The organism is Pseudomonas sp. BN607 (genome assembly GCF_029871175.1).
In the GTDB taxonomy this organism is placed as follows: Bacteria; Pseudomonadota; Gammaproteobacteria; order Pseudomonadales; family Pseudomonadaceae; genus Aquipseudomonas.
This window is the reverse complement of the sequence record NZ_SSOE01000060.1, coordinates 70,680-97,341: the sequence shown is the minus strand read 5'-3', so window position 1 is coordinate 97,341 and position 26,662 is coordinate 70,680. Positions and strand designations below refer to the sequence as shown.

Annotated in this window: 21 protein-coding genes and 1 pseudogene; 14 read left to right on the top strand and 8 right to left on the bottom strand. The window is 65.0% G+C overall.

The genetic code is table 11. The features are described from left to right. Positions 1–83: 83 nt before the first annotated feature. From E8E68_RS17140 to E8E68_RS17130, 3 genes are all read right to left on the bottom strand, one after another. Entirely contained in the window at positions 84–1,217 is a 1,134-nt protein-coding gene (locus tag E8E68_RS17140; protein WP_266029587.1) for an HlyD family secretion protein, read from the bottom strand. After that, the gene (locus E8E68_RS17135) at positions 1,214–2,863 is read right to left on the bottom strand and encodes an MFS transporter (RefSeq protein ID WP_280343072.1); all 1,650 of its coding nucleotides are present in this window, start codon (positions 2,861–2,863) and stop codon (positions 1,214–1,216) included. Before E8E68_RS17135 ends, E8E68_RS17140 begins: the two co-directional genes overlap by 4 nt. An 84-nt stretch (positions 2,864–2,947) precedes the next feature. After that, the gene (locus E8E68_RS17130; RefSeq protein WP_280343069.1) at positions 2,948–5,464 is read right to left on the bottom strand and encodes an excinuclease ABC subunit UvrA; all 2,517 of its coding nucleotides are present in this window, start codon (positions 5,462–5,464) and stop codon (positions 2,948–2,950) included. 209 nt (positions 5,465–5,673) lie between these two features. Here E8E68_RS17130 and E8E68_RS17125 point away from each other — a divergent pair, with 209 nt between their 5' ends. The 4 genes from E8E68_RS17125 (at position 5,674) to E8E68_RS17110 (ending at position 10,531) form a co-directional block, all read left to right on the top strand. Next, positions 5,674–6,849 carry a M20 aminoacylase family protein gene (locus E8E68_RS17125; protein WP_266029590.1) on the top strand — a complete coding sequence of 392 codons (1,176 nt, stop codon included), beginning with the start codon at positions 5,674–5,676 and terminating at the stop codon, positions 6,847–6,849. An 81-nt stretch (positions 6,850–6,930) separates the two neighbouring features. Then, on the top strand, positions 6,931–8,241 hold the full coding sequence (locus E8E68_RS17120; RefSeq protein ID WP_280343066.1) for a citrate-proton symporter: 1,311 nt from the start codon (positions 6,931–6,933) through the stop codon (positions 8,239–8,241). Beyond that, entirely contained in the window at positions 8,238–9,695 is a 1,458-nt protein-coding gene (locus E8E68_RS17115; RefSeq protein ID WP_266029592.1) for an amidase, read from the top strand. Before E8E68_RS17120 ends, E8E68_RS17115 begins: the two co-directional genes overlap by 4 nt. A 65-nt stretch (positions 9,696–9,760) precedes the next feature. Next, positions 9,761–10,531 carry a helix-turn-helix domain-containing protein gene (locus tag E8E68_RS17110; protein ID WP_266029593.1) on the top strand — a complete coding sequence of 257 codons (771 nt, stop codon included), beginning with the start codon at positions 9,761–9,763 and terminating at the stop codon, positions 10,529–10,531. Positions 10,532–10,535: 4 nt separating this feature from the next. Here E8E68_RS17110 and E8E68_RS17105 read toward each other — a convergent pair whose 3' ends face one another. After that, positions 10,536–11,408, bottom strand: a complete 873-nt coding sequence (locus E8E68_RS17105) for a helix-turn-helix domain-containing protein (RefSeq protein WP_280343062.1) — start codon at positions 11,406–11,408, stop codon at positions 10,536–10,538. 177 nt (positions 11,409–11,585) lie between these two features. Here E8E68_RS17105 and E8E68_RS17100 point away from each other — a divergent pair, with 177 nt between their 5' ends. The 4 genes and pseudogenes from E8E68_RS17100 to E8E68_RS17085 form a co-directional block, all read left to right on the top strand. Then, positions 11,586–12,413: an SDR family oxidoreductase gene (locus tag E8E68_RS17100; RefSeq protein WP_110745318.1), complete on the top strand. Its 828-nt coding sequence runs from the start codon at positions 11,586–11,588 to the stop codon at positions 12,411–12,413. Further along, positions 12,410–14,128 carry an FAD-dependent oxidoreductase gene (locus E8E68_RS17095; protein ID WP_280343059.1) on the top strand — a complete coding sequence of 573 codons (1,719 nt, stop codon included), beginning with the start codon at positions 12,410–12,412 and terminating at the stop codon, positions 14,126–14,128. The genes E8E68_RS17100 and E8E68_RS17095 overlap by 4 nt, the downstream gene beginning before the upstream one ends. Beyond that, the gene (locus E8E68_RS17090; protein WP_266029596.1) at positions 14,128–14,457 is read left to right on the top strand and encodes an NIPSNAP family protein; all 330 of its coding nucleotides are present in this window, start codon (positions 14,128–14,130) and stop codon (positions 14,455–14,457) included. Before E8E68_RS17095 ends, E8E68_RS17090 begins: the two co-directional genes overlap by 1 nt. A gap of 74 nt (positions 14,458–14,531) precedes the next feature. Next, a pseudogene (locus E8E68_RS17085) lies at positions 14,532–15,914 on the top strand (aromatic acid/H+ symport family MFS transporter); the annotation flags it as partial. Here the strand turns inward: E8E68_RS17085 and E8E68_RS17080 are convergent. Both E8E68_RS17080 and E8E68_RS17075 read right to left on the bottom strand, forming a co-directional pair. Continuing rightward, entirely contained in the window at positions 15,850–16,761 is a 912-nt protein-coding gene (locus tag E8E68_RS17080) for a LysR substrate-binding domain-containing protein (protein ID WP_110745314.1), read from the bottom strand. The pseudogene E8E68_RS17085 and the gene E8E68_RS17080 overlap by 65 nt on opposite strands. Positions 16,762–16,840: 79 nt before the next feature. Continuing rightward, positions 16,841–17,497, bottom strand: a complete 657-nt coding sequence (locus tag E8E68_RS17075; protein WP_280343055.1) for an HAD family phosphatase — start codon at positions 17,495–17,497, stop codon at positions 16,841–16,843. A gap of 92 nt (positions 17,498–17,589) precedes the next feature. Between E8E68_RS17075 and lexA the strand changes: the two genes are divergently transcribed. From lexA to E8E68_RS17055, 4 genes are read left to right on the top strand one after another with little or no spacing between them, the layout of a single operon-like run. Further along, positions 17,590–18,207, top strand: coding sequence for a transcriptional repressor LexA (gene lexA, locus E8E68_RS17070; RefSeq protein ID WP_110745312.1), 618 nt, complete (start codon positions 17,590–17,592; stop codon positions 18,205–18,207). Beyond that, positions 18,207–18,827 carry a translesion DNA synthesis-associated protein ImuA gene (gene imuA, locus E8E68_RS17065; RefSeq protein ID WP_266029599.1) on the top strand — a complete coding sequence of 207 codons (621 nt, stop codon included), beginning with the start codon at positions 18,207–18,209 and terminating at the stop codon, positions 18,825–18,827. Before lexA ends, imuA begins: the two co-directional genes overlap by 1 nt. 6 nt (positions 18,828–18,833) lie before the next feature. Beyond that, on the top strand, positions 18,834–20,252 hold the full coding sequence (locus tag E8E68_RS17060; protein ID WP_266029601.1) for a DNA polymerase Y family protein: 1,419 nt from the start codon (positions 18,834–18,836) through the stop codon (positions 20,250–20,252). Continuing rightward, positions 20,249–23,329, top strand: coding sequence for an error-prone DNA polymerase (locus tag E8E68_RS17055; RefSeq protein ID WP_280343050.1), 3,081 nt, complete (start codon positions 20,249–20,251; stop codon positions 23,327–23,329). The genes E8E68_RS17060 and E8E68_RS17055 overlap by 4 nt, the downstream gene beginning before the upstream one ends. An 83-nt stretch (positions 23,330–23,412) precedes the next feature. On the opposite strand, the gene E8E68_RS17050 is transcribed toward E8E68_RS17055, so the two are convergent. Further along, on the bottom strand, positions 23,413–24,234 hold the full coding sequence (locus E8E68_RS17050; RefSeq protein ID WP_266029604.1) for an aldo/keto reductase: 822 nt from the start codon (positions 24,232–24,234) through the stop codon (positions 23,413–23,415). Continuing rightward, complete coding sequence (locus tag E8E68_RS17045) at positions 24,222–25,127, bottom strand: LysR family transcriptional regulator (RefSeq protein ID WP_266029606.1); 906 nt, start codon at positions 25,125–25,127, stop codon at positions 24,222–24,224. The genes E8E68_RS17050 and E8E68_RS17045 overlap by 13 nt, the downstream gene beginning before the upstream one ends. 140 nt (positions 25,128–25,267) lie before the next feature. On the opposite strand from E8E68_RS17045, the gene E8E68_RS17040 reads away from it, so the two are divergent. Together E8E68_RS17040 and E8E68_RS17035 are read left to right on the top strand one after the other, a co-directional pair. Continuing rightward, complete coding sequence (locus E8E68_RS17040) at positions 25,268–25,966, top strand: CoA transferase subunit A (RefSeq protein WP_266029607.1); 699 nt, start codon at positions 25,268–25,270, stop codon at positions 25,964–25,966. Between the two features lie 35 nt (positions 25,967–26,001). Beyond that, the gene (locus E8E68_RS17035) at positions 26,002–26,658 is read left to right on the top strand and encodes a CoA transferase subunit B (protein ID WP_266029609.1); all 657 of its coding nucleotides are present in this window, start codon (positions 26,002–26,004) and stop codon (positions 26,656–26,658) included. Positions 26,659–26,662: the final 4 nt, after the last annotated feature.

Sequence of the window (26,662 nt, the reverse complement as noted above, 5' to 3'; positions counted from 1 at the left end):
GGATCGTGCGCGATTAAAACCCACGGGTTAGAGCGGCGCAATCGTGGCACGACGGCATCCCTGTAGGGGCTGCCGGGGTTACATCACTGTTCGCCCCGGGTGTCGATACTGACCACCACCGACATCCCTGGGCGCAGATGCCTGGCAGTCGGCTGGTCGGCATCCACCGTGATGCGCACCGGTATGCGCTGGGCGATCTTGACGAAGTTGCCAGTGGCGTTGTCCGCCTGCAGCAAGGCGAATTCAGAGCCGGTGGCCGGCGAAATCTGCTGCACATGGCCCCGTAGCTTCAGGTGGTTCAGCGCGTCTACGGTAAAGCTCACGGGCTGGCCGATACGCACATTGGCCATCTGGGTTTCCTTCATGTTGGCAATCACCCAAAGGGTGTCGGGCACCAGCGCCATGAGCTGCGCGCCGGAGTTGACATAAGCACCCAGGCGGGTGCCGATCTGCCCCAGCTGGCCATCGCGCGGGGCCGTGACGCGGGTGTTGTCGAGGTCGATGCGTGCCAGCTCCACGGCGGCCTTGGCGTTCTCCACCGAGGCCTCGAGTGCGGCCCGGTTGACCACCACGGTCTCACGGTCCTGGCGGGCGATTTCCAGCGCCGCCCTGGCCTGGGCCAGGCTGGCGACGGCAGCGGCCGCACTGGCACGGGCCAGGTCCAGGTCGCGGCGCGACACCGAGCCATCGTTGACCAGCGCCTGGTTGCGGCCGAGGTCAGCCTTGGCCTTGGCCGCCTGGGCCGCAGCATCGCCGATGGCGGCCTGGCGCTGGGCAATGGTGGCTTCGGCGCTTTTGCGCTGCTGCTGGTTGTTGGCCAGGGCCGCCAACTGCTGTTGCAGCTGGGCGCTGGCCTGGGCAAGGCGCTGTTTGTAGATACGGTCGTCCAGTTGCACCAGCAGGTCGCCGGCCTTGACGAACTGGAAGTCATGCACCGGTACATCGACGACGTAGCCACTGAGCTGCGGGCCGATGATGGTCACCTGGCCCCGCACCAGGGCGTTCTCGGTGCTTTCGATGGCGCTGCTGAATGGCGGCAGGCGCCAGGCATACAGCACCAGCAGGATGCCGGCCAAGGCCACGGCGGCGAAGCTGATGGATGACAGGATGCGTACCCGCCGCGTGCGTACCGGGCTGGTTGGTTCACTGGGCGGTGTGACGCCCTCCGGGGTTTCAGCGATGGCGGTGGTGGTCGTGGTGCGGGTGTCGTCGGTCATCGGGTGGGCGCGCCGGGGGTAGATTCGGTAAGGGTGGCCTGACGTTTCTCATGCCAGAGCCAGGTGCTGCGGATACAGATCCAGATCATGGTCAGGATAGCGATGCTGCCAATCAGCACGAACACATCGTTGTAGGCCATGACGTTCGCTTCACGGGTAGCAGCGCTGGCCAGCAGGCGCATGCCGGCTTCACTGCGCAAGGCAGGGTCGGCAATGATGCCGCCGTAACCGGCACCCCCGCTTTGAACGCGGGCATTGACCAGGGGTTCCAGGTAGCTGAGGCGATCCATCAGGTGGCTGGAGTGAAACTTTTCCCGCCAGGTCTGGAAGGTGCCCAGCAACGCCGCACCAATCAGGCCGCCGAGGTTGTTGCAGATGCCGAACAACACCGAAAAACTGACCAGGTTGCGCGGGTTGGCGCGCACATGGCTGATGCCCAGAGCCATCGATGGGCCGAGGAAGAAGGTGCTGCCGAAGGCCAGCAGGAACTGGCTCAAGTACATCTGAGCCGGGCGTGTGAGGTTGCTGGAACTGCTGTCCATGAAGGCGCCGGCGGCCATGGCCAATAGCGAGACGAACAGCGGGATCACCAAGTGGTTGGGGTTGATGGTGAGGGCGCTGCTGGCCAGGCCTGCGACAGCGCCCAACAGCATGATCCAGTACAGCGTGCGCATCTGCTCGCTGCCCATGTTCAGCGCCTGCAGGAAACCGACCGCGCCGGTGGACTGTTCCGAGGTCACCATGCGGATCAGCACCACGCACAGGGCCAGGCGTATGATGGCGCCACTGCCCAGCCAGTGGGTCATCAACAAGGGGTTGCGGCGATTGTGCTCGATGGCCAGGCCGCTGAAGACCAGCGCGATCGACGCCGCCAGTGCCACGCCGATCCACGGCGCCTCCAGCCACCAGTCGATGCGCCCCAGTGACAGTACGGCGCAGAGCAGTGCGGTACCGCTGGCGATCAAGGTGAAGGTCAGGAAGTCGAGGGGTTCGAATGTTTTAAAACGGTCACCGGGCGGCAATTTCAGCAGCAGTACGCAACCCAGTGCGGTGAGTGCCAGGCCCAGCTCGAACAGGTACAACCCGCGCCATTCGGCGATTTGCAGAAGGTCTTCGGAAAAGATCCGTGCCAGCGGTAGCGCCAGCTGCGAGGCGCCCAGGCCCAGTACCATGGCCTTGAGCCGCCACTGCGCGGGGAAGGCCTGAATCATGTAATACAGCCCCAGCGAGCTGAGCGCCGCGCCGACCATGCCGTGGGCCGCGCGAACGGCGATGGCAGAGTTCAGGTCGTTGACCAGCAGGTGGGCGAAGGTGACCAGCACGTACAGCACCAGAAACACTTCGGTGAAGGCACGCAGGCCAAACTGTTGGCGGAACTTCACCAACAGCAGGTTGATGGAGACGTTGGTCATCACATAGGCGGCCGGCAGCCAGGCCATTTCCGCGGTGGTTGCACCCAGGGCGCCTTGCAGGAACACCAGGTTGGCGGTGACCAGCGCGTTGCCCAGGCCACCGGTGATTGCCACCAGCAGGCCGACCACGCCGTAGGCCAGGCGCTTGGCTCGCGAATGCAGGGGCGTGGAAGGGGAGCCTGGCAGGCTGGGCTTTTCGTGGGGGAGCCACTGGCGGGGGGCGTATTTATCCATCGGCAGACTTTACTTTAGCGGCGCTTGGTGCTGCTAGGTGCGTCCTTTGGTTTTTGTGCTGGGGTCGAGATCGGGCGCCGCCCGCTACAACGCTTTGGCCAGAAACTCGGCCGTGCGGCTTGCCCTGCACCTGGCGACCACCTGCGGGGTGCCGCTGACCACCACCTTGCCCCCGGAATCCCCAGCCCCCGGGCCAATATCGATCACCCAGTCACTCTGCGCCACCACCCGCATGTCATGTTCGACCACCACCACGCTGTGGCCCCCCTCGACCAGGTGGTTGAGCTGCACCAGCAGCCGGTCGATGTCCTGCGGGTGCAAGCCGTTGGTAGGCTCATCCAGCACATACAGCGTGGCCCCTCGGGCCGTGCGCTGCAGTTCGGTCGCCAGCTTGATGCGCTGCGCTTCGCCACCGGACAGTTCGGTGGCAGGCTGGCCCAGGCGCAGGTAACCCAGGCCGATATCCTGCAGCACCTGCAGGCAACGCCGCACGGGAGGCTGGTCGGCAAATGCTGCCAGTGCCTGTTCGACGGTCAGCTGCAGCACTTGCGCGATGTTCATGCCCTGCCAGCTCACCGCCAGGGTTTCGGGGTTGTAGCGGGCGCCATGGCAGGTCGGGCAGGGTGCGTAGACACTGGGCATGAACAGCAACTCGACGCTGACGAAACCTTCGCCTTCGCAGTTGGCGCAACGGCCCTTGGCGACGTTGAAGGAAAACCGCCCGGCATCGAAGCCTTGCGCTTTGGCGTGTTCGGTGCCGGCGAATAGCTTGCGTACATGGTCGAACAGGCCAGTGTAGGTGGCCAGGTTGGAGCGGGGCGTGCGGCCGATCGGCTTCTGGTCGACCTGCACCAGGCGCTTGATGCTGCCAAGGCCCGCACTCACATGGCCGCTGCTGGCCTGTTCCGGCGCGTCTTCCAGGCTCTGTGCTTCGGCCTCGCTCCGTTGCTCGACATGGCCCAGGTGCGCGCCCACCAGTTCCAGCAGGGCCTGGCTGACCAGGCTGGACTTGCCCGAGCCGGAAATACCGGTAACGGCGGTAAAGCAGCCAAGCGGGAAGGCGGCGCTGACGTTGTGCAGGTTGTTGCGGGTGATGCCTTCAAGCTTCAGCCAGTCGCGGGCCTGGCGGGGCTGACGCGTGGTCCGGGCCGGCGCGCTGAACAGGTAGGCGCGAGTGCGTGACGGCTCGACCTCGGCCAGGCCTGCGGGTGGCCCGCTGTACAGAATGGTGCCGCCATGCTCACCGGCCGCTGGCCCGACATCCACCAGCCAATCAGCGCGGCGCATGGTGTCCAGGTCATGCTCCACCACATACACCGAGTTGCCAGCGTGCTTCAGGCGCTGCAGGGCTGCGAACAGTGCTTCGCTGTCGGCGGGGTGCAAACCGGCCGAAGGTTCGTCGAGCACGTAGATCACGCCGAACAGCTGTGAATTCAGCTGGGTGGCCAGGCGCAGGCGTTGCAGCTCACCAGAAGACAGGGTCGGAGTGCTGCGCTCCAAGGCCAGATAACCCAGGCCAAGCTCGAGCAGGGTATCGATGCGTTCGAGCAACTCGTTGGCGATGCGTTGGGCTGCCAGGCGCTTTTCTACCGTCAGCGGGTCCTGTTTTCGGGTCAGGTAGTCCGCTGCCGCCACCTTGCGGAACACATCCGCCAGCGCCTGCAACGACAGCTGCGACAGCTCGGCGATGTCCAGGCCGGCGAAGGTCACGCCCAGCGCCTCGCGCTTCAGGCGCTTGCCCTGGCACAGCGGACAGGGGCTGGGGCGCATGTACTGGGCCACGCGCTTGCGCATCTGCGCGCTCTGCGAGTGCATGAAGGTATGCAGCACGTAACGGCGGGCACCCATGAACGTGCCTTGATAGCTGGGCTCCAGCTTGCGCTTGAGCGCTTCGCGGGTTTGCGCCGGGGTCAGGCCGGCATACACGGGGGCGGTGGGGGTATCTTCAGTGAACAGAATCCAGTCGCGCTGCGCCTGAGGCAGATCGCGCCAAGGCATATCGACGTCATAGCCCAGCGTGACCAGGATGTCGCGCAGGTTCTGACCTTGCCAGGCCATTGGCCACGCGGCCACTGCACGCTCACGGATGGTCAGGGACGGGTCCGGGACCATGGTCGCTTCGGTCACCTCGTAGACACGCCCCAGGCCATGGCACTGCGGGCAAGCGCCTTGGGGCGTGTTTGGAGAAAAGTCTTCGGCGTACAGCAGCGCTTGCCCTGCCGGGTAGTGGCCAGCGCGGGAATAGAGCATGCGGATCGAACTGGACAAGGTGGTCACGCTACCCACCGAGGAACGAGCACTCGGCGTGCCGCGTTGTTGCTGCAAGGCCACCGCTGGCGGCAGGCCCTCGATACTGTCCACGTCTGGCACACCCACTTGGTCAATCAGGCGCCGGGCATAGGGTGCCACCGATTCGAAATAGCGGCGCTGGGCTTCGGCGTAAAGGGTGGAGAATGCCAACGAAGACTTCCCCGAGCCGGACACGCCGGTGAAGACCACCAAGGCGTCGCGGGGGATATCAACATCGATGTTCTTCAGGTTGTGTTCACGGGCACCGCGCACCCGGACGAAACCGCTTGGTGTGGTTGAGCGTGTGGGCATGACGCGGTCCTTGGCTGGCTGAGCCGCCCAAGGTAGCAGTAATTGCGATGCCTGTACGGGATCACGCCATGTTCCACAGGGTGGAACCATATTCAATTGTGCTCTTGAGCTACGCGCGCAAACCTGTGACCTGGCACGACCTGCCCCCCACGTCGTGATCTCAAGGCGAACAACAAGAACGGGAAATCACCCGCGCGAGGAGACTCTGCATGTCCCGACACCAGCACATCCTGGCCTGGCTGAACGATGTGGCCAGCGACCTGCACGCAATCCGTCACGATATCCACGCTCACCCGGAACTGGGCTTTGAAGAAAGCCGTACCTCGGCACTGGTTGCCCGGTTGCTCGAGGCGTGGGGCTACGAGGTGCACACGGGCATCGGCCAGACAGGCGTGGTCGGTGTATTGCGCAATGGCAGCAGCCAACGCCGCCTGGGCCTGCGCGCCGACATGGACGCGCTGCCCATCCACGAAGCAACGGGCGCGGCATACAGCAGCCAGCACCCAGGCTGCATGCACGCCTGCGGCCACGACGGGCACACCACCATGCTGTTGGGCGCCGCACGCTACCTGGCGGCAACCCGGCAGTTCGACGGCACCCTGACACTGATCTTCCAGCCGGCCGAGGAGGGCCAGGGCGGCGCCGAGGCGATGCTGGCCGACGGCTTGCTGGAGCGTTTCCCCTGCGATGCCCTGTTCGGCATGCACAACATGCCGGGGTTGCCGGCCGGGCATCTGGGCTTTCGCGAGGGGCCGATGATGGCGTCGCAGGACCTGCTCACCGTCACGCTCGACGGTGTTGGTGGCCATGGCTCGATGCCGCACCTGACCGTCGACCCGCTGGTGGCGGCGGCCAGTGTGGTAATGGCGCTGCAAACCGTGGTCGCCCGCAACATCGATGCACAAGAAGCTGCGGTGGTCACGGTCGGTGCGTTGCAGGCCGGCGAAGCAGCCAACGTCATTCCTCAGCAGGCGCTGCTGCGCCTGAGCCTGCGCGCGCTCAACGCCGAGGTGCGGGCGCAGACCCTGGCGCGGGTGCGGGCGATCATCGTCAGCCAAGCCGAAAGCTTTGGCTGCCGCGCCAGTATCGAACACCGCCCGGCCTATCCGGTGCTGGTCAACCATGCCGAGGAAAACGCCTTCGCCATGCAGGTAGGGGTCGAGTTGCTCGGGGCTGATGCGGTGGATGGCAACACCCGCAAGCTGATGGGCAGCGAAGACTTCGCTTGGATGCTGCAGCGCTGCCCGGGCGCCTACCTGTTCATCGGCAACGGCGTATCACGGCCGATGGTGCACAACCCGGCCTACGACTTCAATGACGACATCCTGCTGACCGGCGCCGCCTACTGGTGCGCGCTGGCAGAGCGGTGGCTTGCGCCCATCTGATCCTCTTTCTGACGACTGCCGCTGGAACCTGGGCGCGACCGCGCCCGGGCGATCACCCAATCATTGTGTGGAGTGTTCCCTATGCAGACTTCGAGCACCGGCGTGTCGCGTACCCGGCAAGTGGTGGCCGCCGTTATCGGCAACGCCCTGGAATGGTATGACTTTATCGTGTACGGCTTTCTGGCCAGCATCATCGCCCGGCAGTTCTTCCCGTCCGACGACGAATACGCCTCGCTGCTGATGGCATTGGCCACCTTCGGCGTCGGCTTTTTCATGCGCCCGGTGGGTGGCGTGTTGCTGGGCATGTATTCCGATCGCAGAGGCCGCAAGGCTGCCATGCAGATGATCATCCGCCTGATGACCGTGTCGATCGCCATGATCGCCTTTGCTCCGGACTACCTGGCGATCGGCATGGCTGCGCCGCTGCTGATCGTGGTGGCGCGCATGCTGCAGGGCTTTGCCACTGGCGGTGAGTACGCCAGCGCCACGGCCTTTCTGGTGGAAAGCGCGCCGGCCCATCGCAAGGGCCTGTATGGCTCCTGGCAACTGGTGGGGCAATGCCTGGCGGTATTCTCCGGCGCGACGATGGTGGCGCTGGTCACCCACCTGTGCTCGCCCGAGACGCTGGACAGCTGGGGCTGGCGCATCCCGTTCGTGCTGGGCCTGCTGATCGGCCCGGTTGGCCTCTGGATCCGCAAGCACATGGAAGACCCCGAGGAGTTCATCGAGGCGCGTCGCCAGGCCAAAGGCCAGTCGCCGAGCCTGATGCAGGTGCTGCGTGAGCATCGGCGCAGCCTGCTGGTGTCGATGGGCCTGGCCTGTGGTGCGACGGTGTCGTTCTACGTGGTGCTGGTGAACATGCCGACCTTTGCCCACAAGAGCCTCGGCCTGCCGCTGGACCAGGTGCTGCTGGTACAGATGCTTGCCGTAGGGCTGATGACCATCGTCATTCCCTTGGCCGGAGCGTTGTCTGACCGGCTGGGGCGACGCCCGGTGCTGATGGCTTTCACCCTGGCGTTCTTCGTGATGGTCTACCCCCTGTATGTGTGGGTGGCCGCTGCGCCATCCCTGGAGCGACTGCTGGTCATGCAACTGCTGCTGTGCACGGCCATCGGCGGGTTCTTCGGCCCGGCACCTACTGCCTTGGCCGAGCAGTTCCCGGTCGAGGTGCGCTCTACGGGTGTTTCGGTGGCCTATAACGTGGCGGTAATGGTGTTCGGCGGTTTCGCCCCGCTGATCGTCACCTGGTTGACGAAAGTGCTCGGCACCCCCGTTGCGCCATCGTTCTACGTATTGTTTGCCTGTCTTCTGACCCTGTTGGGTACTTATTGCCTGAAAGAAGCACCCCGTGCGGGCAAACCTGCCGCCTTCAACCTTGGAGTGAAACCGTGAAGCCGCTAGCCATCGACCCCATCGTGGCCCTTGACGCCGAGGCGTTGTCCCAATCCATCCATGCCCGCCAGCTGTCCTGCCGGGAAGTGATGCAGGCCTACCTGGCGCACATCGAGCGCTGCAACCCGCAGGTCAATGCGCTGGTGTCGATGCGCCCGGCCGAGGCGCTGCTGGCCGAGGCCGACGAGCGCGACCGCGAACTGGCCCTGGGCCATTCGCGCGGCTGGATGCATGGCATGCCACAGGCCATCAAGGACCTGGCCGCCACTGCCGGGCTGCGCACCACGATGGGGTCGCCGTTGTTTGCCGAGCAGGTTCCCGAGCATGACGCGATCAGTGTGGCGCGGGTACGGGCGAGCGGGGCGCTGATCGTGGGCAAGACCAATGTGCCCGAGTTCGGCCTGGGCTCGCAGACCTACAACACGCTGTTTGGCACTACCACCAACGCCTACGACCACCAGCGTGTGGCGGGCGGCAGCAGCGGCGGGGCGGCGGCTGCCCTGGCCATGCGCCTGCTGCCGGTAGCCGACGGCAGCGACATGATGGGTTCGCTGCGTAACCCGGCAGCGTTCAACAACGTGTTCGGTCTGCGCCCTTCGCAGGGGCGGGTGCCGCACGGGCCGGCACCGGAGCTGTTCGTGCAGCAGCTGGCTACCGAGGGCCCAATGGGCCGCAGTGTGACCGACGTGGCGCGCCTGCTGTCGATCCAGGCCGGCGTCGACGTGCGGGCGCCCTTGTCGCTCAGTGAAGGGCGGCGCGATTTTACTGCCGGGCTGCAGCGTGACTGCCGTGGCGTACGGGTGGGCTGGCTGGGCGATTACAACGGCTACCTGCCGCTGGACGACGGGGTGATGAACCTGTGTGAGGCAGCGCTGGCCGACTTTACCGAGCTGGGTTGTCGGGTCGAGGCCTGCCAGCCTGCATTCGACCTTGCCCGTTTGTGGCAATGCTGGCTGACCCACCGCCATTTCCTGGTGCACGGCAACCTCGGCGGGGCCTATGCCGACCCGAAAAAGCGGGCACTGCTCAAGCCCGAAGCCCAGTGGGAGGTGGCGGGCGGTTTGCAACTGAGTGCGGCGACGCTGTACCAGGCCTCGCTGGACCGCAGCGACTGGTACCGGGCACTGGCCAAGTTGTTCGAACGTTACGATTTCCTGCTGTTGCCCTCGGCCCAGGTGTTCCCTTTCGATGCACAGCAGGCCTGGCCAACGGTGGTCGGGGGGCAGACGATGGACACCTATCACCGCTGGATGGAGGTCGTGATCGGGCCGACCCTGGCCGGCCTGCCGAGCATCAGCGTGCCGGTTGGCTTCAATGCGGCCGGCTTGCCCATGGGCCTTCAGATCATAGGCCCGGCCCAGGCTGACCACGCCGTGTTGCAGCTGGCATTCGCCCATGAGCAGCTCACCCGTTGGGTGCCGCGCTGCCCGCCGCAGGGCCTGCAGGCGCCGTGAAAGCGCCATGCAGGCGCGGATCTTGCTGGCTATTCTGACCATCCCGCTACAAGGAGGTCATACCCATGGGCATCACGGCAGACAATGGCGGCGTGCGTTCGGTGGAACGGGCCCTGGCCATCGTCGACCTGCTCGGCGAACACCAGGCACTGGGCCTTGAAGAGCTGCATTACCTGACCGCGCTGCCCAAGGCTACGGTGTCACGTATGCTCGCCACTTTGCAGGAGCAAGGCTGGGTGTACCGTGGCCTGAGTGACCGGCGCTACCGGTTGAGTGCGCGTCGCCTGTATGGCGACCGCCAGCTGCGTTTCAAGCGGCGCCTCGTGGAAAGCGCTGCGCCACTGCTGCTGGAGCTGAGTGAGCGCACTGGCCTGGTGGTGGACCTGTCGTGTTTCGACGGTGAGCGGCTGGAGGTGATGGAAAGCGCCATCCCCCAGGTCTTGCGCAAGCGGTACCCGCACACCTGTCAAATCGTCGGGCACCATGCCAGCCTGTTCCATTCGGCGATGGGGCGGGCCTGCCTGGGCGAGCTGGCGGTGGATGAAGTGAAGCGCCTGGCATCCCATGCGCGGGTCGGTGACGAAACCGTGCTGCGCGCCATCGAGGAAGAGGCGCACAAGGGCTTTGGCCAGCGCACCGAAGGGCATTGGGAGTACCCGGTGCGCCTGCCGCACCTCATCCGTGCCATCGCCTTGCCGGTGCATGCCGAAGGGCGCCTGGCCGGGAGCATCGCCTTGCATTGGCCGCTGGACCAGGCACCGGTCGAGCGTGTGCTGAACCTGCACCTGAACAGCCTGGCGAGCACCGTGGGCGAGGTGCAGCGGGCTTTGGCCTGATCATTCACTGGCCTTCCCGAAACCCGCTGGGGCTCACCCCCGCCTGCTTGCGAAAGAACCGGCTGAAATAGCCCACATCGGCAAACCCAAGCTCGTGCGCGATTGCCTTCACATTCAGGCTCGAATGCCCGAGCATGCGTTTGGCCTCCAGCACCAGCCGGGCATTGATCACGTTCATTGGCGTCATGCCCAGGTGCTCCTGGCACAGCCGGCCCAGCGTAGCCGGGGTCATGCCCAGCTCTGCAGCGTACTGCGCCAGTGGCCAATGCACGCGATAGTGCATGTCGACCAGCTCACGAAACGCGGTCAACTGCTGGCTGCGTCTTGACACCGGGCGCAGCTCAGCCTGTGGCAGCTGCGGCTCATGACGCAGTACCTGAATCACCAGCGTCAGCAGCAGCGCCATGCTGCTGGCCACATGCTCGCGGGCGCGATTGTGGTACTCCTCGCGCAGGGCACGGCACAGCGGCAGCAGCGGGTCTTCGTCGGCTGGCCATCGCGGCAGGGCGATCACCTGCGGCTTGCGCAGCTGCGCCCCGAGGCTGGGTGCCAGTACCTGGGCGATGCCTTCCAGCGGGTGCTGGGCAGCCGTGATCACTTGGCCTTCGACCTGTCCAGACCAATGAAAACCATGCACCACCTGCGCCGGTACATACACCACGCAGGGCGCCTGCACCTGCAGGCGGTCACTGTCGAACAGCACCTCGCCGCCCCCGGTTTGCAGGTACAGCAGTTGCAGCAGGCCGTCATGACGGTGTGCGGCAATTTCCCAGTTGTGCGCGCCAGAGCGCTTGGAAATCTGCTCCACATGCAGGGATTCGTGCCATACCGGCTGCGCGGCTTCACCGTACAGGGCGTAAGTGGGGATCTTGTTCATGTTGTTGTAATTGTTCTGTCCGCTACAGGGCCACTGTGCCACAGCGACACGCAACCTTCAGGGCGTCGGGGAAAAATTGACCGGAATGTGGTGCGGGTTGCAGGTTTTGTCCATTCTGTCGATGTGCCTGCCGGCCATAGGCTGTGGCCCAGAACAAGCGACACTCTGGAGAGCTGCATGCACAACAACAAGATTCCCTCTCAGTGGCTGGGCCTGGATTCGGCCGTCTGCGTGATTACCGGCGCGGCCGGTGGCATAGGTGCGGCGCTGGCTGCTGCGCTGGTCGAGCAGCAGGCCCATGTGGTGCTGCTGGACCGCGACCTGGGCAAATGCCGCGAACTGGCGGCCACAATGGGTGAGCACAGTGCCGGCGAAATCACTGCCCTGGCCTGTGACATTGCCGACCCGGCCAGCGTGGAGCAGGCCGCCGCCCAGGTACAAGCGCTGCATGGGCGCTGCGATGTACTGGTCAACAATGCCAGCGTGCTGCGCCCCGGCGCACTGGACACGTTGAGCCTTGAACACTGGAACCAGGTGCTCGCGGTCAACCTGAGTGGCTACCTGTTATGCGCCCAGGCCTTTGGCCGCTCGATGTTGGCCCGCGGCCAAGGCCGCATGGTGCACGTGGCCTCGATTGCTGCCCATTATCCGCAGCCCAACAGCGGCGCCTACAGCGCGGCCAAAGCCGGCGTCAGCATGCTGTCACGGCAGATTGCCGTGGAATGGGGGCCGCGCGGTGTGCGCAGCAATGCGGTGTGCCCTGGGTTGATTCGCACGCCATTGTCGGCGGCGTTCTATGCCGACCCAGCGGTGGAGCGCCAACGCAGTGCCATGACTGCCAATCAACGCATCGGCGAACCACAAGACATCGCCGAGGCTGTGCTGTTCCTGGCCAGCCGCCGCGCCGACTATATCAACGGTGCTGAGCTGACCGTGGATGGCGGGCTGGAGAGCATGCCCATGGCCCTGATCCCGCGCCCGGGTTTCGAGGGGGCAGGCCAATGAATACGCGCCATTGCGATGTGCTGGTGATAGGTGCAGGGGCCGGTGGCCTGACGACCGCGATCACGGCGAAAAAACTTGGCCTGGAGGTGGTTGTCATCGAAAAGGACGACTGCTTCGGCGGCACCACGGCATTTTCCGGCGGCGTGCTCTGGGTGCCAGGCAACCCGCACGGCGGTAGCGACAGCCACGCGGCGGCCATGACCTACCTGCGCAACGAAGCAGGCGCGTGCTTCGATGCTGAGGGTGTCGAGGCATTCTTGCAGTACGCCCCACAAATGGTGGCGTTTTTCGAGCGCGAGACGGCCGTGAAGTTCGTGCCTACGCTATACCCCGACTATCACCCGCAGGTCGAAGGAGGCGTTGACGTTGGCCGTTCGATACTGGCCGCCCCCTATGACATTCGCGGTCTCGGCCAGGACATGGCACGCCTGCGCCCGCCGCTGAAAACCATCACCTTCATCGGCATGATGTTCAATTCCTCGAATGCCGACCTCAAGCACTTCTTCAATGCTACCCGTTCGTTCACCTCGTTCCTGTATGTAGCCAAGCGCCTGATGACTCATGTGAAGGAGCTGGCCCTGTACCGCCGTGGCACCCAGGTTACCAGCGGTAATGCCCTGGCGGCGCGGCTGGTGCGTTCGGCGCTGGACCTGGGGATACCAATCCTGACGGGTACCCCGGCGCGGAGGTTGCTGCAAGAAGGTGGCCGCGTGGTAGGTGCCTTGGCCGAGCAGGCCGGCAGCGAGCTGTGCATCCAGGCCCGGCGTGGGGTGGTGCTGGCCTGTGGTGGGTTCTCCCACGATGTGCAACGGCTGCGCCAGGCCTACCCACATGTGCGGCGTGGCGGCGAGCATTTTTCTCCGGTGCCGGCGGGCAATACCGGTGATGGTGCGCGGATGGCCGAGGCGTTGGGGGCCAGGGTCGATATCCGTCTGCAGGCACCCGCCGCGTGGATGCCCGTGTCGAAGGTGCCGGTGGCAGGCGGGCGGCATATAGCCTTTCCGCATTTGCTGGACCGTTACAAACCCGGTGTGATCGGTGTGCTACGTTCGGGCCGGCGTTTCACCAACGAGTCGAATTCCTACCATGACGTGGGCGCAGCGCTGATCGGGGCCTGTGAAGGTCAGGCGGAAACGGCTATGTGGCTGGTGTGCGACCGCCGCACCTTGACCAAGTACGGCCTGGGTTACGCCAAGCCTGCGCCGATGCCGCTGGGGCCGTTGTTGCGCAACGGCTACCTGCTCAAGGGCAAGACCCTGGCCGAGCTGGCCGCCAAGGCCGGGATCGATGCACAAGGGTTGGAGCAGACCGTGCGCGCTTACAACCTCGGAGCAGTTCACGGTGAAGACCGCCAGTTCGGGCGGGGCAGCACTAGCTTCAACCGCTACCTGGCCGACCCGCAGCAGCAGCCGAACCCCTGCGTGGCACCGGTGGCTGAGGGGCCGTACTTTGCCGTGAAGGTGATCATGGGCGACCTTGGCACATTCGACGGGCTACGCACCAGCGTGGTTGGCGAAGTGCTGGCGGCCGACGGCCAGGCCATCGATGGCCTGTATGCCGTAGGTAACGACCGCGCCAGCATCATGGGGGGGAACTACCCCGGGGCGGGTATCACCCTGGGGCCGATCATGACCTTTGGCTACATCACCGGGCGCCACCTGGCAGGTGTCGAGCAAGGGTTGGCAGCGGTGGGCAACGCGCAGGAGGTGGCGTGATGGACAAGCCTGTGGTTGACCACCGCATCTACACCATCCGCCCGCGTGGCATGGCGGCTTTTCTCGACGCTTTCGACCGGTTGGCGATGCCGATTCTGCTACGCCATCTCGGCCCACCACTGGGGTTCTATACCAGCAGCATCGGCCCGCTGAACCAGGTGGTGCACTTGTGGGGCTACGACAGCCTCGATGACTTTGAAAAGCGCAGTGCCGCGCGCGACGCCGACCCGGACTTTGCCGCGTACCTGCATGCCACCCGCGACCTGGTGGTGGCGCAGGAAACGCGGATCATCAGGCCCGCGCACCTGACCAGCCTCAGTCGGCGGTGATGTTGCGTGTGCTGGCGGTTGGGCCGCAACGCGGCCCCGATACACCCCCATAAAAACAACAACAGGTGATACCCATGAACAACCCGCTTGACGTGCGCCAGCTGATCGATCGGCAACCCATCGGCCGCTACCAGAAATGGGTGGTGTTCCTTGGCTTTCTGATCATTGCCCTTGATGGCCTGGACGTGGCCATCATCGGCTTCATTGCCCCGCAACTGAAAAGTGACTGGAACCTGGGTGCGCAAAGCCTAGGCCCGGTATTGAGCGCTGCCTTGATCGGCCTGGCCCTCGGCGCGCTGGTCGCGGGTCCTTTGGCTGACCGCCATGGGCGCAAGGCGGTGTTACTGTGCAGCGTCCTGCTGTTTGGTTCATTCACCTTGGCCTCAGCCTTTTCCCCCAATCTGGAAACCTTGGTGACGCTGCGTTTTCTCACCGGCCTGGGGCTGGGGGCGGCCATGCCCAATGCCAGCACGCTGGTCAGTGAATATGCCCCGGCACGCAGCCGCTCGCTGTTGATCACGCTGGCGTTCTGCGGCTTCTCCATGGGCGCGGCGTTTGGGGGCTTCGTCAGCGCCTGGATGATCCCCAACCTGGGCTGGCGCAGCGTGCTGGCAATGGGCGGGGCATTGCCGCTATTGGTCTTGCCGCTGCTGTACTGGCGCCTGCCCGAATCGGTGACCTTCCTGGTCAGCAAAGGCGCGAATCGCCAACGTATCCTGGACATCGTTCGCCGCCTGGCGCCAGGGCAGGTCAACGCGGACAGTACCTTTGTCATGCCCGGCAAAGGCCTGCCGGCGGGCGGTGCGATCGGTACTGTCCTGTCGCCCCAGTATCGCTTTGGTACTTGCATGCTCTGGGTCGGCTACGTGCTGGCGTTGTTCCTGGTGTATCTGTTCAGTGGTTGGCTGCCGACGCTGGTGAAGGAGGGCGGTGGCTTTTCGGTGTCCGAAGCAGCCATCGTCACGGCCTGTTTCCAGATCGGCGGGCCGCTGGGGGCTGTTACGGTGGGTTGGGCGATGGATCGTTACCCGGCACAGCGGGTGCTGGTGCTGACCTTCCTGTTCAGCGGTGCGGTGATTTTTGCCATTGGCCAGGTGGCCACAGACTTCGCCTGGCTGTGCGTGGTTGCCAGCGCCGTGGGCTTTGGCCTGAATGGCGCAAGTGTTGGCATGAATGCGTTGGCAGCGGCCTTTTATCCAACCCAAGCGCGGGCGACCGGGGCCAGTTGGATGAGTGGCATCGGTCGCATCGGCGCCGTGCTCAGTGCCTTTGCCGGGGCGCAGATGCTGGCGCTGGGCTGGAGCTTCTCCCAGGTTTTCGCTGCGCTGCTGCTGCCTGCCGGGCTGGCGGCATTGGCGGTATGGCTGCACGGGCGTCAGGCTGCACGGCAGCTCAGCGTTCCAGGCTGTACATGCGGCATTCCGCCAACAATGCCAGCAGGTTCGGCTCCCGCTCCCGCGCCTTCAGAAATACCACGCCGATATGCTGCTGCAGGCGATATTGCGGCTGCAAGGCGATCAACCTGACGCGGTTTTCGTACACCGCCGCGATGCGCCCGGGCAGCAAGGCAAAGCCAACCCCCGAGCTGACCATGCTCAGCAAGGTGAAGATATCGTTCACCTGCATGGCCACCTTCGGTTCGAAACCAGCTTGCTGGAACACCCGTGCGCCATCGCGATGAGTCGCGAAGCCTTGGGTGAGGGTGATGAAGGTGGAGTCGGCGAGGTCGGCCAGATCCACTTCGGCCTGCCCGGCGAAGGGCGAGTCGGTGGGCACGGCGAGGTAGATGTCGTCGGAGAACAGCGGCAGTTGTTCGCAGGCCGGGTCGCTGACACTTTCGTCGAGGGAAACGAGGACGGCTTCCAGCTCGTGGTTCTTCAGGCGCTGCAGCAGGTCGACGTTGGAACCCAGGGTCAGGTCGATGTTGAGTTCACTGCGGCGCAGTTTCAGGCCCATGACCAGTTTGGGCACGGTTTTCACCGTGAGCGAGTAGAGTGCGCCCAGGCGGAAACGCTCGGCATAGAAACCGGCGGCTTCGCGGGTCTGGCGCACCATCTGTTCAGCGTCCTGGATCAGCTGGCGAGCTTTCTTTTCCAGTACGTAGGCACTTTCCAGCGGGATCAGCTGGCGGCCTTCGTGCTTGAACAGCGGGCAGCGCAGCGCGCTTTCCAGTGAATGGATGGCGCGGTGCACGCTGACGGCGCTGGTGGACAGTTCGGCGGCGGCGCGGCCAAGGTTGCCGGTGCGCATGAACGCGAGGAAGGTGTCCAGTTTTTTGAGGGTCAGTTCTTCGTCGATCAGCATGGGGCGGCCTGAGCGTGGGCAATTGCAGAATCTTGCCTGTTGAGGTGAAAACCTGGGGCGGCAAAGAGGCCCCGAAGGCTCACTGCATGGACTCGATCAACGCCCATAGCGCTGGGTCGGTAAAGTCCTGTATCACCCGCTGCGCACCCGCGGCGAGTAGTCGCTCCGGCGTCTGCGTGGTGGCAACGCCCACGGTGAAGATCCCCGCGCCACTGGCTGCCGCCACGCCCGGCAGAGAATCCTCGAAAGCCAGCGCCTGTCGGGCCTCGGCACCCAGCCGCTGCAGGCCGGTAAGGTAGGGCAGCGGGTCTGGCTTGGGCCGGGCCAGTTCCTCGGCCACCAGCACATGCTCGAAGCGCTGGCCCAGGCCCATGGCCTTGAGCATGTGCTCGGCGTTCAGCCGCGGTGCGTTGGTGACCACGCACATGCCGATGGCGCGCGTCTGGGCGTACTCCAGCAGGCGCAACAGGCCCGGCAGCGGTTGCAATGAGGGCGACATGTCGCGGAACAGTGCCTCCTTGCGGTCGGCCAGGGCCAGGCATTGTTCGCGACTGGCGCCACTGAACAGCTCGGCGAACAGTTCACCATTGGCGCGGCCGCTCACCTGGGCATCGAACTGTGCCTGGCTCAGCTCGCGGCCGTCCTGCTCCCGTAGCAGTTGGCGAAAGGCCTCCAGGTGCAAAGTGTCGGTGTCGGTCAGGGTTCCATCCAGGTCGAACAGCAGGGCAGTCAGCATCGGGTATCCAGATCAAGAAAATACAGGCCTGGGGATCATAGCGAAAGCTGACGACAAAGGGGGCTGTTCAGCACGCCTCGAAAGGAGTACAAATGTGCTCCATGGACAACCTTACCCCCAAACGCCGCGCCATCTTCGAATTCATCCGTGAGCGTATCGCCGATCACGGCCAGCCGCCGAGCCTGGCCGATATCGCCACGCGCTTCGGTTTTGCCTCGCGCAGCGTCGCCCGCAAGCACATCACGGCCTTGTGCCAGGCCGGCTACATCGATGTCACGCCGAACCAGGCGCGGGGCATTCGCCTGGCGGCACCGCTGCGCCGGCCAGAAATCCTCGAAGTGCCGGTGCTGGGCCAGGTGGCGGCAGGCGCCCCCATCGGCCCTGACGTCGACATCCACGAGCAGCTGCTGCTCGACCCCAGCCTGTTCCGGCGTACCCCCGACTACCTGTTGAAGGTGCGTGGCGACTCGATGATCGACGACGGCATCTTCGACGGTGATTTGGTCGGTATCCTGCAGCAGGCAGATGCCCGCGACGGGCAGGTCGTGGTTGCCCGCCTGGACGGCGAAGTGACCATCAAGCGCCTGCAACGCCAGGGCAAGCATTACCGACTGTTGCCCCGCAACCCGGCCTATGCCCCCATCGATGTGCAGCCAGAGCAGGAGTTCTTCATCGAAGGCGTGTTCTGCGGCTTGCTGAGGCGCGACTGATGGGCGCGGTGGTCGACCTCGACCGGCTGCTTGACCAGCGCCGGATATGGCGCGGCCGGCAGGCCCAGGCGCGGCCACTCGGGTTGCAGCCGACCGGCCATGCTGCGCTCGACGAACGTTTGCCGGAAGGCGGCTGGCCGGCATCAGCACTGAGCGAATTGTTGCTGGCCAGCCCAGGGTGTGGCGAATTGCAGCTGCTCTGGCCAACCCTGGCCAGGCTGAGCGCTGAAGCCAGCCGGGTGGTGCTGGTGGCGCCGCCTTTCATTCCTTATGCCCCGGCCTGGCAGGCAGCGGGGGTAGACCTTCGCTGGTTGGTGCAGGTGGACGCTGAACCTGCCGATGCCCTTTGGGCTGCCGAACAGTGCCTGCGCTCGGGCAGTTGCGCCGCCGTGCTGTGCTGGCCGGAACGTGCCGACGACCGTGCCCTGCGGCGCTTGCAGGTGGCCGCCGAAACCGGCCAGGCCCTGGCCTTTGCCTGCAGGCCGCAACAGGCTGCGCACAACCCGTCACCGGCAGCCCTGCGCATTGCCGTCGACACCCGCCCGGCGCAATGGCGCGTGCTGAAAAGCCGCGGCGGCATGGCGCCAGCGCTGCCCATCGCCTGCCCGGTGCGGGGCTGATGCAACATGCTCTGGGCCTGCATCCTGCTGCCGCAGCTGGCGCTGGACACCGTCCTGCGTGAACGCGACGATCCCGATACGCCTTTGGTGCTCATTGGCGGGCCGACCCAACGGCGCGTGTTACAGGCAGTCAACCCAGCTGCGGCGGCACTTGGCCTGCGGGCCGGGCAAACCCTGACGGCAGCGCATGCTTTGGCGGATGGGTTCACCTGCGTCGAGACCGACCCCGGCCGCATCGACCAGATGCAGCAGCTGCTGGCAGCCTGGGCCTACCGTTTCAGCGCGCAGGTCAGCCTGCATTACCCACGGGCACTGCTGCTGGAAGTAGGCTCCAGCCTGCAGCTGTTCGGCTCCTGGCCCTTGTTGCAAGCACGCCTGCGCCAGGAACTGGCCGAGCTCGGCCTGCGTCAACGCATTGTGCTGGCCAGCAACCCGGTGGCGGCACGCATGCTCGCCAATGCGCACGACGGGCTGGCCGTGAGCGACGCGGACACCACCCGCGCAGCGCTGCTGCACATGCCAATCAGCCGGGTCGGCCTGCCGCCAGAGGCCACCGAAGCCTTTGCCCGCATGGGCCTGCGGCAGTTGGGCCAAGTCCTGGCCTTGCCGCGCGATACCCTGGCCAGGCGCTTTGCGTCGCAGGTGCAGCTTCACCTCGACCAGTTGCTGGGGCTGCGTAACCTGGGGTTGGACTTCTATCAGCCACCGGACCGCTTCGAAACGCGACTGGAGCTGAACTTCGACGTCGAATCGCACCAGGCACTGTTATTCCCGCTGCGGCGAATGCTCAACGACCTGGCGGCATTCCTGGCCGGGCGCGACTGCGGCGTGCAGCGCTTCTGCCTGCACCTGGAGCATGTGGAGGGGCCGGATACCTTGCTCAAGGTGGGCTTGCTGGCGGCCGAACGCGATGCCGCGATGCTGTTCGAACTGGCCCGTGGGCGCCTGGAGCCCCTGCGCATCCCGGCACCGGTGCGCAACCTGCGCCTGGTCGCCGAGGACTTGCCAGCCTTCGTGCCGCAGCACCAGGCGCTGTTCGACCCACGGCCGCAACAGGCGCAACCCTGGGATCAATTGCGTGAGCGGTTGCGCGCGCGCCTGGGCGATGAGGCCGTGAAAGGCTTGTGCGCGGCAGCCGACCACCGCCCCGAATGCGCCTGGCAGCGGGTAGAGCAGGGTGTCCAGGGCTCTATGCCGGTTGCCCCGGGCAGTCGCCCGGGTTGGTTGCTGCAGGCGCCGGTGGCGCTGAATGACGCCGGTTACCAGGTACAGGGCCTGGCGGAGCGCATCGAGTCGGGCTGGTGGGATGGCGGCGACGTGCGACGCGACTATTACCGCATCGAAACCCGGGACGGCTTGCGCGGTTGGGCCTATCGCGACCTGGGCCAGGCGGGGCCGCTGTGGTTGCAGGGCTGGTTCGCATGAGCACTCCGGGTTATGCCGAGCTGCATTGCCTGTCCAATTTCAGCTTCCAGCGCGGTGCGTCGAGCGCTGACGAGCTGTTTCGACGGGCAAAGGAGCAGGGCTACGATGCCCTGGCCATCACTGATGAATGCACCCTGGCGGGTATCGTCCGTGCCTGGCAGTCTGCCAAAACGCACCAGATGCGGCTGATCGTTGGCAGCGAAGTGCAGTTGCACGACGGCCCCAAGCTGGTGTTGCTGGTTGAAAGCCTGACCGGCTACCAGAACCTGTGCGCATTGATCACCCGGGGCCGGCGGCGGGCGGCAAAGGGTGAGTACCAGCTGTTGCGTGATGACCTGCTGCAGCACCATCAAGGCTTGCTGGCCTTGTGGGTGGCCGATGACAGCGCTGATACGGCGACCGGCCAGTGGCTGCGCAGCGTGTTCGCCGAGCGCCTGTGGCTGGCCGTGCATTTGCACCGCGGCAGTGACGATGGCCAACGCCTGCAGCGGCAGCGTGCGCTGGCAGCGGCGTTGGGCATCCGTGCCGTGGCCTGTGGCGATGTGCATATGCATGTACGTGGCCGCCGAGCCCTGCAGGACTGCATGACTGCCATCCGCCAGCACTGCCAGGTGGCCGAGGCCGGGCGCTTCCTTTTTGCCAACGGCGAGCGGCACCTGCGCACCCAGGCGCAACTGGCCGAGCTGTATCCGCCCGACCTGCTGGCCGAGACCTTGGCCATTGCCCGGCGCTGCCAGTTTGACCTGAGCGAACTGAACTACCAGTACCCCCGCGAACTGGTCCCCGAGGGGCACACCCCGGCAAGCTGGTTGCGTGAACTGTGCGAACAGGGCTTGCCCTCGCGCTGGCCGGGTGGGCCGAGCGACAAGGTGCGCGCGGTACTGGCCAAGGAGCTGGGGCTGATTGAAGAGCTGGGTTACGAAAGCTACTTCCTGACCGTGCACGATATTGTCGCCTTTGCTCGCAGCCAGCGGATCCTGTGCCAGGGTCGCGGCTCTGCAGCCAACTCGGTGGTGTGCTTCGTACTGGGTATCACCGAACTCGACCCCATGGCGCACCGCCTGTTGTTCGAGCGCTTCCTGTCGCGCGAGCGTAACGAACCGCCCGACATCGATGTGGATTTCGAGCACGACCGCCGCGAAGAAGTGATCCAGTACGTGTTCCGCCGTTATGGCCGGCACCGGGCGGCGCTGACTGCAGTGGTCAATACCTACCATGCCGCTGGTGCAGTACGGGATGTGGCGCGGGTGCTGGGGTTGCCGATGGATCAGGTCGATGCCCTGGCCAAATGCTGTGGCCGCTGGAGCGACCGCATACCCGACGAGCAACGCCTGGCCGAGGCCGGTTTCGACGCGGGCAACCCGTCCTTGCGGCGGGTGCTGGTGCTGGCCGGCGAGCTGATCGGCTTCCCTCGGCACCTGTCACAGCATCCGGGTGGTTTTGTCATCTCCCAGCAACCGCTCGACCAACTGGTCCCGGTGGAGAATGCCGCCATGGCCGAGCGCACGGTGATCCAGTGGGACAAGGACGATCTGGACATGGTCGGCCTGCTGAAGGTCGATGTACTGGCCCTGGGCATGCTCAGCGCGTTGCGCCGCTGCTTCGACCTGTTGCAGCGCCACCGCGGCCGGCAGTTGACCCTCGCGACCATCCCCAGCGAAGACCCGGCCACCTACGCAATGATCAGCCGCGCCGAAACCATGGGCGTGTTCCAGATCGAGTCGCGCGCGCAAATGGCCATGTTGCCGCGGCTGCGCCCCAACACGTTCTATGACCTGGTGATCGAAGTAGCCATCGTCCGCCCTGGGCCGATCCAGGGTGACATGGTGCACCCGTACCTGCGTCGGCGCCTGAAGCAGGAGCCGGTGACCTACCCGTCGCCGCAACTTCAGGAAGTCTTCGAGCGCACCCTGGGGGTGCCCCTGTTTCAGGAGCAGGTGATGGAGCTGGCCATGGTCGCCGCCGACTACAGCCCGGGTGAGGCCGACCAGTTGCGTCGCAGCATGGCCGCCTGGAAGCGCCACGGCGGCCTGGAGCCGCACCGCGAGCGGCTGGTACAGGGCATGCTGCGCAATGGTTACGACCTGGCGTTTGCCGAACGCATCTTCGAGCAGATCAAGGGCTTTGGCAGCTATGGCTTTCCGGAGTCACATGCGGCCAGCTTTGCCTTGCTGTGCTATGCCAGCAGTTGGTTGAAATGCCACGAACCGGCGATTTTCACCTGCGCGCTGGTCAACAGCTGGCCCATGGGTTTCTACAGCCCCGACCAGCTGTTGCAGGAGGCACGACGCCAAGGCATCGAGGTCCGACCAGTGGATGTTTGCCACAGCGAGTGGGACTGCACCCTTGAGCCAGATGCGCAAAGCACCTTGGCCCTGCGCATGGGCTTGCGCCTGGTGCGGGGGTTGGCCGAAGCCGATGTCAGGCGCCTGGAGCAGGCCAGGGCACAGCGGCCGTGGCGCGACGTCGAAGACCTGTGCCTGCGCGCCGGGCTGGATGCCCGCGCCCGTGCCCACCTGGCCGACAGTGGGGCGCTGCGGGCCTTGGCCAGCGACCGGCACCAGGCCCGCTGGCAGGTGGCGGCGGTGCAGGCGCAACTGCCGCTGTTCGCTGATGTGCAGGCCTTGCCAGAGGTGGCGGTGAACTTGCCGGTGCCGACGGTGGGCGAGGATCTGGTGGCTGATTACCACGCCTTGGGCACTACGTTAGGGCCGCATCCGTTGACCTTGTTGCGTTCGCGGCTACGCGCGCTGGGTTGCCGCAGTTCTGCCGAGCTGCACAGCGTCGAGCATGGCGACAGCATCACGGTGGCCGGGCTGGTGGTGGGGCGGCAGCGGCCACAGACCGCCAGCGGGGTAACCTTCGTGACCCTGGAGGACGAACACGGCATGGTCAATGTGGTGGTATGGCGCGAGCTTGCCGAGCGGCAAAGGCGGGCGCTGGTCGGCTCGCAACTGCTCAAGGTCAGCGGGCGGCTGGAACAGGAAAATGGTGTGAGGCACCTGATCGCCCGGCGACTGGAGGATGTAAGCCCGCTGTTGCAGGGGCTGGATGTGCGTAGCCGAGACTTTCATTAGGCTGATTGCTTTGCCACCATGACTTCTCCATGGGTCGTGAGCGCCCGCACGGCGCTCATCCTCACAGCACAGCGCAAAATTCGCTAGACCATCGCCAACCGCTGCTTGCGTGACGGTGCCGGGAAAGCCTGGTCGATCGCGCGCAGGTCTTCGCGGGTCAAGCTCAACGTACCCGCCGCCGCGTTCAGCTGAACATGCGCCGGCGCCACAGCTTTGGGAATGGCGATGACGCCGTCGTGGCGGGTTACCCAGGCCAGGCTGACCTGGGCCGGTGTGGCCCCATGGCGCGTGGCGATTTCCGCCAGCACAGGGTGCTGCAGCAACCGCCCGGCCTGGGCCAACGGGCAGTAGGCCATGGTCGGCAGTGCATGCGCTTCGCACCATGGCAGCAGGTCAAACTCGATGCCCCGCTGGGCCGGGTTGTAAAGCACCTGATTGGTGGCGCAATCAGGGGTGTGCAGTTCGCGCAGGTCGTCGACGTCGAAATTGGACACGCCCCAGTGTTTGATCTTGCCTTGCTCGCGCAGGCGCTCGAAGGCCTCGACGGTTTCCTCCAGCGGGTGCTGGCCACGCCAGTGCAGCAGGTACAGGTCGATGCAGTCGGTGCCCAGGCGTGCAAGGCTGCGTTCGCAGGCTGCGGCCATGCTGCGTCGGCCGGCGTTGTGCGGGTAGACCTTGCTAACCAGGAACACGTGGTCGCGGCGCCCGGCAATAGCCTGGCCGACGACCTCTTCCGCACCGCCTTCGGCATACATCTCGGCGGTGTCGATCAGGCTCAGGCCTAGCTCGATACCCTGTTGCAGGGCCGCCACTTCCGCAGCCTTGCGCCCAGGGTCTTCGCCCATGTACCAGGTGCCCTGGCCGATGGCCGGAACACGCCTGCCTGCCAGTTTCACGTAACGCATGTCACCTCCGGGATCCGAGTGTTGGAAAGTACAACCTCAAGCAGCGCCTGCGCTGCGGTGGAAAGCTTGTGTTCGCTGAGGGCAATCACGCCGATCCGCCGCTCGACGGTGGGCTCGACCAAGGTCACGCAGCGCGCGCCCAGTTCCTGCATCTGGTTGATGCACAGTGCCGGCACGGCACTCACCCCCAGGCCGCTGGCCACCATGCGGCCAATGGTCGCCAACTGATGGCTTTCGAAGGCCACGGCCAGCTTGCCATGTTGGGTGGCCACATTCTGCTCCATCAGCAGGCGCACGGCCGAGGGGCGTTGCAGGGCCACGAAGTCCTCGGCCATCAGTTGCGCCCAGCTCACCTGGGGCAGCAGCGCCAGGGGCGAATCGGCGGGCACCACCGCGACGAAGCGGTCCATGTACAACGGATGGAAGTTCAGCCCGTCGATGTTGTCCGGCTCGAAGCCGATGCCCAGTTCGACGCGCCGATGGCGCACCAGTTCCTGCACCTGTTCGTTGATCACGTCATGCACGGTGACATTGACCTTGGGGTAGCGCTGGCGAAACACCTTGAGCGAATGCGGCAGCAGGTTGCCGGCAAACGCCGGCATCGCCGCCACCGATACCCGGCCCAGTTGCAGGGTGAAGCGCTGGCGCAGCATTTCTTCGGTGTCGTCCCAGTCGGCCAGCAGTCGCCGTGCCAGTGGCAGCAGCACTTCGCCCTCGGCGGTAAGGCTGACACTGCGTGTGGTGCGGCTGAGCAGGGCACCGCCGAGGTTTTCTTCCAGGGCCTTGATGGTCAGGCTCAGGGCCGGTTGCGACACATGCAGGTGTTCACCGGCCTGGGCGAAACTCTGATACTTGGCCACGGCGACAAAGGCGCGCAGTTGCTTGACGTTCATGACGGGCCTATTGTTTGTTTTGTAAAAGTTATCAATCGATGACGAAAACAAAATTAACAAATCAGTCGCTTGCGGTGAAGATGGTTACACACGCTCACCGACAACCTCGTCGGTTCAACAACTACAAAAGGCGGATCAGCATGGCCGGACTGGACAAGCGCGTTGCAACCTATGAACAGGCCCTTGAAGGCCTGACCGACAACATGACGGTACTGGCCGGTGGTTTCGGCCTGTGCGGTATCCCCGAAAACCTCATCAACGAAATCAAGCGTCGCGGCGTCAAGGGCCTGACCGTGGTCTCCAACAACTGCGGCGTGGACGGCTTTGGCCTGGGCGTGCTGTTGGAAGACCGGCAGATCCGCAAGATGATCGCCTCCTATGTGGGCGAAAACGCCGAGTTCGAACGCCAACTGCTCAGCGGCGAACTGGAAGTGGAACTGACCCCGCAGGGCACCCTGGCCGAGAAAATGCGTGCGGGCGGTGCCGGCATCCCGGCGTTCTTCACCGCCACCGGCTACGGCACGCCGGTCGCCGATGGCAAGGAAGTGCGCGAGTTCAAGGGCCGCAAGTACATCCTTGAAGAGTCCATCACCGGCGACTTTGCCATCGTCAAAGGCTGGAAGGCCGACCACTACGGCAACGTGGTGTACCGCAACACTGCGCAGAACTTCAACCCGCTGGCGGCCACCGCCGGCAAAATCACCGTGGTGGAAGTGGAAGAGATCGTCGAGCCCGGCGTGCTGCTGCCCAGCGAAATCCACACCCCGGGCATCTACGTGGACCGTGTCATCGTCGGCACCTTCGAAAAGCGCATCGAAAAGCGCACCGTCAAGGCCTGAGCGCCATCCACCAGAACAACAAAGAGACTCTGACCATGGCACTGACCCGCGAACAGATGGCACAACGCGTCGCCCGTGAACTGAAGGACGGCTATTACGTCAACCTGGGCATCGGCATTCCGACCCTGGTGGCCAACTACGTACCCGCCGACATGGATGTGATGCTGCAATCGGAAAACGGCCTGCTCGGCATGGGCGAATTCCCCACCGAAAGCACCCTCGATCCCGACATGATCAACGCCGGCAAGCAAACCGTCACCGCCCGCCGCGGCGCCTCGATATTCGACTCGGCGCAGTCGTTCGCCATGATCCGTGGCGGCCATGTTGACCTGACCGTACTCGGTGCGTTCGAGGTGGATGTGCAGGGCAACATCGCCTCGTGGATGATCCCGGGCAAACTGGTCAAGGGCATGGGCGGGGCCATGGACCTGGTAGCGGGTGCCGACAATATCATCGTCACCATGACCCACGCGTCCAAGGATGGCGAGTCCAAGCTGTTGCCGCAGTGCAGCCTGCCGCTGACCGGCGCCGGCTGCATCCGCAAGGTGCTGACCGACCTGGCCTACCTGGAAATCGAAAACGGCGCCTTCATCCTGCGCGAAACCGCACCGGGGGTAAGCGTCGAGGAGATCATCGAGAAGACCGCCGGCAAGTTGATCGTGCCGGATGATGTCAAGGAAATGACTTTCTAAGGCT

Excerpts from the sequence above, each read along its gene's own strand:
- E8E68_RS17140 (WP_266029587.1), bottom strand. The coding sequence starts at position 1,217 with ATGACCGACGACACCCGCACCACGACCACCACCGCCATCGCTGAAACC.
- E8E68_RS17135 (WP_280343072.1), bottom strand. The coding sequence starts at position 2,863 with ATGGATAAATACGCCCCCCGCCAGTGGCTCCCCCACGAAAAGCCCAGC.
- E8E68_RS17130 (WP_280343069.1), bottom strand. The coding sequence starts at position 5,464 with ATGCCCACACGCTCAACCACACCAAGCGGTTTCGTCCGGGTGCGCGGT.
- E8E68_RS17125 (WP_266029590.1), top strand. The coding sequence starts at position 5,674 with ATGTCCCGACACCAGCACATCCTGGCCTGGCTGAACGATGTGGCCAGC.
- E8E68_RS17120 (WP_280343066.1), top strand. The coding sequence starts at position 6,931 with ATGCAGACTTCGAGCACCGGCGTGTCGCGTACCCGGCAAGTGGTGGCC.
- E8E68_RS17110 (WP_266029593.1), top strand. The coding sequence starts at position 9,761 with ATGGGCATCACGGCAGACAATGGCGGCGTGCGTTCGGTGGAACGGGCC.
- E8E68_RS17105 (WP_280343062.1), bottom strand. The coding sequence starts at position 11,408 with ATGAACAAGATCCCCACTTACGCCCTGTACGGTGAAGCCGCGCAGCCG.
- E8E68_RS17100 (WP_110745318.1), top strand. The coding sequence starts at position 11,586 with ATGCACAACAACAAGATTCCCTCTCAGTGGCTGGGCCTGGATTCGGCC.
- E8E68_RS17095 (WP_280343059.1), top strand. The coding sequence starts at position 12,410 with ATGAATACGCGCCATTGCGATGTGCTGGTGATAGGTGCAGGGGCCGGT.
- E8E68_RS17090 (WP_266029596.1), top strand. The coding sequence starts at position 14,128 with ATGGACAAGCCTGTGGTTGACCACCGCATCTACACCATCCGCCCGCGT.
- E8E68_RS17080 (WP_110745314.1), bottom strand. The coding sequence starts at position 16,761 with ATGCTGATCGACGAAGAACTGACCCTCAAAAAACTGGACACCTTCCTC.
- E8E68_RS17075 (WP_280343055.1), bottom strand. The coding sequence starts at position 17,497 with ATGCTGACTGCCCTGCTGTTCGACCTGGATGGAACCCTGACCGACACC.
- lexA (WP_110745312.1), top strand. The coding sequence starts at position 17,590 with ATGTGCTCCATGGACAACCTTACCCCCAAACGCCGCGCCATCTTCGAA.
- imuA (WP_266029599.1), top strand. The coding sequence starts at position 18,207 with ATGGGCGCGGTGGTCGACCTCGACCGGCTGCTTGACCAGCGCCGGATA.
- E8E68_RS17060 (WP_266029601.1), top strand. The coding sequence starts at position 18,834 with ATGCTCTGGGCCTGCATCCTGCTGCCGCAGCTGGCGCTGGACACCGTC.
- E8E68_RS17055 (WP_280343050.1), top strand. The coding sequence starts at position 20,249 with ATGAGCACTCCGGGTTATGCCGAGCTGCATTGCCTGTCCAATTTCAGC.
- E8E68_RS17050 (WP_266029604.1), bottom strand. The coding sequence starts at position 24,234 with ATGCGTTACGTGAAACTGGCAGGCAGGCGTGTTCCGGCCATCGGCCAG.
- E8E68_RS17045 (WP_266029606.1), bottom strand. The coding sequence starts at position 25,127 with ATGAACGTCAAGCAACTGCGCGCCTTTGTCGCCGTGGCCAAGTATCAG.
- E8E68_RS17040 (WP_266029607.1), top strand. The coding sequence starts at position 25,268 with ATGGCCGGACTGGACAAGCGCGTTGCAACCTATGAACAGGCCCTTGAA.
- E8E68_RS17035 (WP_266029609.1), top strand. The coding sequence starts at position 26,002 with ATGGCACTGACCCGCGAACAGATGGCACAACGCGTCGCCCGTGAACTG.